Origin of the sequence: Bradyrhizobium sp., from assembly GCF_019244115.1 — a bacterium.
Lineage (GTDB): Bacteria > Pseudomonadota > Alphaproteobacteria > Rhizobiales > Xanthobacteraceae > Bradyrhizobium.
In genome coordinates, this window is sequence record NZ_JAFATE010000702.1 from 1 (window position 1) to 3,567 (window position 3,567).

3 protein-coding genes are annotated in these 3,567 nt (G+C 64.3%); 1 reads left to right on the top strand and 2 read right to left on the bottom strand.

Translation table 11 applies throughout. The annotated features are described in order from the left end of the window. Positions 1-58 precede the first annotated feature (58 nt). Positions 59-1,237 carry a low temperature requirement protein A gene (locus JOZ76_RS30350; protein ID WP_291705023.1) on the top strand — a complete coding sequence of 393 codons (1,179 nt, stop codon included), beginning with the start codon at positions 59-61 and terminating at the stop codon, positions 1,235-1,237. A gap of 102 nt (positions 1,238-1,339) precedes the next feature. Here JOZ76_RS30350 and JOZ76_RS30355 read toward each other — a convergent pair whose 3' ends face one another. Beyond that, positions 1,340-2,500, bottom strand: coding sequence for a lanthionine synthetase C family protein (locus JOZ76_RS30355; protein WP_291705024.1), 1,161 nt, complete (start codon positions 2,498-2,500; stop codon positions 1,340-1,342). A 182-nt stretch (positions 2,501-2,682) separates the two neighbouring features. Then, positions 2,683-3,567: L-histidine N(alpha)-methyltransferase (gene egtD / locus JOZ76_RS30360; protein ID WP_291705026.1), on the bottom strand; the 885-nt coding region annotated here is incomplete at its 5' end.

The window sequence follows — 3,567 nt, forward strand, 5'->3', positions numbered from 1 at the left end:
CGTGCTGCACGCGCTGGCTCTGCAGACCGGCGTTCCCGACGCTTGAGCGCGCCGTGACGTGAAGGGGGAAAATCCGCGAGGCCCGCTGCATCGCGTGCTGGTGGCGAACCAGCACAGCCGCGTCACTTACGCCGAGCTGTTCTTCGATCTGGTGTTCGTCTATGCGGTGACGCAGATATCGCATCTGCTGCTCGCCCGCTTCACACCATCAGGCGCGGTGCAGACGACGCTGTTGTTCCTCGCGGTGTGGTGGGTGTGGGTCTACACCACCTGGGTGACCAACTGGCTCGATCCCGAGCTGACGCCAGTCCGCATCCTGCTGTTTCTCCTGATGCTCGGCGGCCTCGTCCTGTCGATGTCGATCCCGACCGCGTTCGAGGAGCGCGGTCTGTGGTTCGCGAGCGCCTATGCGGCCATGCAGGTTGGCCGCTCTGCCTTCCTGCTCGCCGCGACCCCGCGATCCCGTGTCAGCGTGCACCGGAATGCAGTCCGCATCCTGTCCTGGCTGTTGCTCTCCGCGGTCTTCTGGACTCTCGGGGGGCTCGCGGAAGGCGAGGCGCGGCTGTGGCTGTGGGGGCTCGCGCTTGCGATCGAATATGTCTCGCCCGTGGCGCGGTTCTGGGCGCCGGGATACGGCGCGTCCTCGATCGAAGACTGGTACGTCGAGGGCGGCCACATGGCGGAGCGCTGCGCCGGCTTCATCATCATCGCGCTCGGCGAGGCGATCGTCGTGAATGCCGCGACCTTTGCGGATCTCGTCTGGACGTCTCACACGATGGCGGCCTTCGTCTCGGCCTTCGTCACCAGCATCGCGACATGGTGGATCTATTTTCACCGGGGCGCCGAGGCCGGCAGCGAGCTGATTTCGAGATCGGCGCAATCGGGACGACTGGCGCGCTCCGCCTATACCTACCTCCACATGCCGATCGTCGCCGGCATTGTCCTGTCGGCCGTCGCCGACGAGGTCGTGCTGAAGCACCCCGACGGCCACACCGACCTGAAGACCGCGTTATGCGCGATCGGCGGGCCGGTGCTGTTTCTCCTGGGAACGATCCTGTTCAAGCGCGACATCCGAGGTTGGCTGCAGCCCTCGCACGGCGCCGGCATCTTCGCGCTGCTCGCGCTCGGCTACGTCGCCGCGGATCTCTCGCCCCTCGTACTGTCACTGCTGACCACCGCGATCCTGATCATCGTCGCGGTGTGGGAAGCCGTGTCGCTGCGGGCGAAGGCACAATAATCTGCCGAGCTCGAGTGAGGTTCTGAGCAGACCCACGAGCCGCTCCTTCTTCCCAGACGTCGTGCTGTTTCTGCGAGCGTCGAAGGGCCCCAATGCACGCTGTCAGAAAACGTCGACTGTCGGGAAAGCCGGTTGGCTCGTCACACAATCCCACAAATAAATGGCGAAACCGACGTCGCCGGTCCACAGCGAATAGCGACCGCGACCGACCTCGCTTCGTTTGCTGCGACATTGAGAGATAGCAGCCATCGCGAAGGTGCGAGCGCGTTCAAGCCAGATCGGATTCCTTGTCCGTCGATAGAGCTTGAGGAACGCGTAGCCGTTGCCGCCCGTGCCGTGGCAAAGATTTGAGCCCTTGGCGAGCGGTCCGGCGGCCCAGGTCAACTCCCCGCCCGCGATCAGCAATCGCTCGAGTTCACCCGAGGCAAATGGTGCGTCGGCGAACGTCGTGACCATGCCGGGGGCACCGTGGCAATGTTGACAGAGCAGGTTTCGTCCATCGACGGCTGGTCGCCACGTGCAACCCATTTCGGAGTGTACGGCATTGGCCGCGAGCGTTCGCGGCACGGCGTCCGCGACACGCGCGCGCTGGCTTTCCGCAAGCCACTCCCAGCCGCGCATCAGCGGGATCATGTTTCCAGCATATCCATGCACCGGGCCGAGATATTGGCGCCGCTGGCCATAGAGATCCTGGGTCCATAGCGGACCGTGCTCGGTCTCCGTGAGTTCATCGAGAAGGCGCGCGGCCTGAGTTGAGAACAGATGGCGCCAGCGGTCTTCTGCGGTGATCTCGGCCATCGCGATACAGGCGAGCATCGATCCCGGAGTTCCCCACATCAATTCCCGGACGGGAAGCCCCGCATTGCCTGCGGCGCGCCGATGGATGGTTTCGGCAAGGGAGGCAGACGGCGCAATGCGCATGGCCACGAGCGCGGTTCCGAGATTGCCGAACAGCAACGAACCATGCAGGCCATATTCGCCCATCGCGGACATCTCGGCGCGCGTGCGCTCAAGCAACCCAGGCAGCACGGGTTCGAGGTCAATCGACCGCTCAGACGCCCCGCCGCGCTTGAGGTAGTCCAATGCCCATATGACACCGGCAGCGCCGAAATACACACTGCTGTTGCCATCGACGACGCCATCGTCCTGCGGATGAGCCGGCCAGAATGACTGCTGGTCGAAGTGCGCGATCGCATCGGACACGATTTCGGCGATGGCCGTGCGGACTTCGCCTGCGTTCCAAGGCTCGAGGGGCAAATGCACGTGACGCGCCGGGTCGAACAAGGGTCGCTTCCTGCAGAACGTCGAATGAACTCCGCCGGTCGGCCGGTCGAGCGGACATTGGCGGACCGGCCAGTTATCTCGTCAGCGGCGGTCGTCGCCAAGGGCAGCGAGGTTAGCATGAAACCAGCCAACTGCATCTGCAAGTTGTCGGGTGTCTTACCTCAATCCACGGCGACCAGCGCATGGACCGAAAACATCCTGGCTGGATCCGTCCAGGTCTCCTTGATCCGCCACCCCGAGCCGCGGGCCAGCGCGGCGAAGCGCTCGACGCTGTATTTGTAGCTGTTCTCGGTATGGATCGTCTCGCCGGCGCGGAACGAGAAGCTGGTGCCGAGCAGGCGCACCGCCTGGGATTTCTTGGCGATCAGGTGCATCTCGATGCGGTGGCGCTCGCGATTGTAGATCGCGCGATGGGTGAACGCGGAGACATCGAAATTGCCACCGAGCTCGCGGTTGATCCGAACCAGGACGTTGAGATTGAAGCGCGCGGTGACGCCGGCCGCATCGTTATAGGCGTTATAGAGCACGCGCTCGTCCTTTTCGAGGTCGACGCCGACGATCATCAGCGCGCCATCGCCTAGAATGTCGCGGGCGCTGCGCAGGAAACGGCAGGCCTCGTGAGGCTCGAAATTGCCGATGGTCGACCCAGGAAAGAACCCGACCTTGGGCAGCGGTGCGATCGCGTCGGGCAGCTCGAATGGCGCGGTAAAGTCGGCGGCGACCGGATAGACCGCAAGTTTCGGAAAATCCCGGCGCAGCGCGTCGGCCTGTCCGCGGATGAAGTCCCCGGAAATGTCGACCGGCACATAGGCGCCGAGCGCGCTCTTCTCGAGCAGGCGCCGCACCTTCGTGGTTGCGCCGGCGCCGAATTCGACGAGGGCTGCGCCCGGCGGGATGATCGCCGCGATCGCGCTGCCGCACTCCTTCAGGATCCCGAGCTCGGTGCGCGTCGGATAATATTCCGGCAGTCGCGTGATCGCCTCGAACAGCTCCGATCCGGCTGCGTCGTAAAAATATTTCTGCGACAGCCGTTTCGGCGGCTGCGA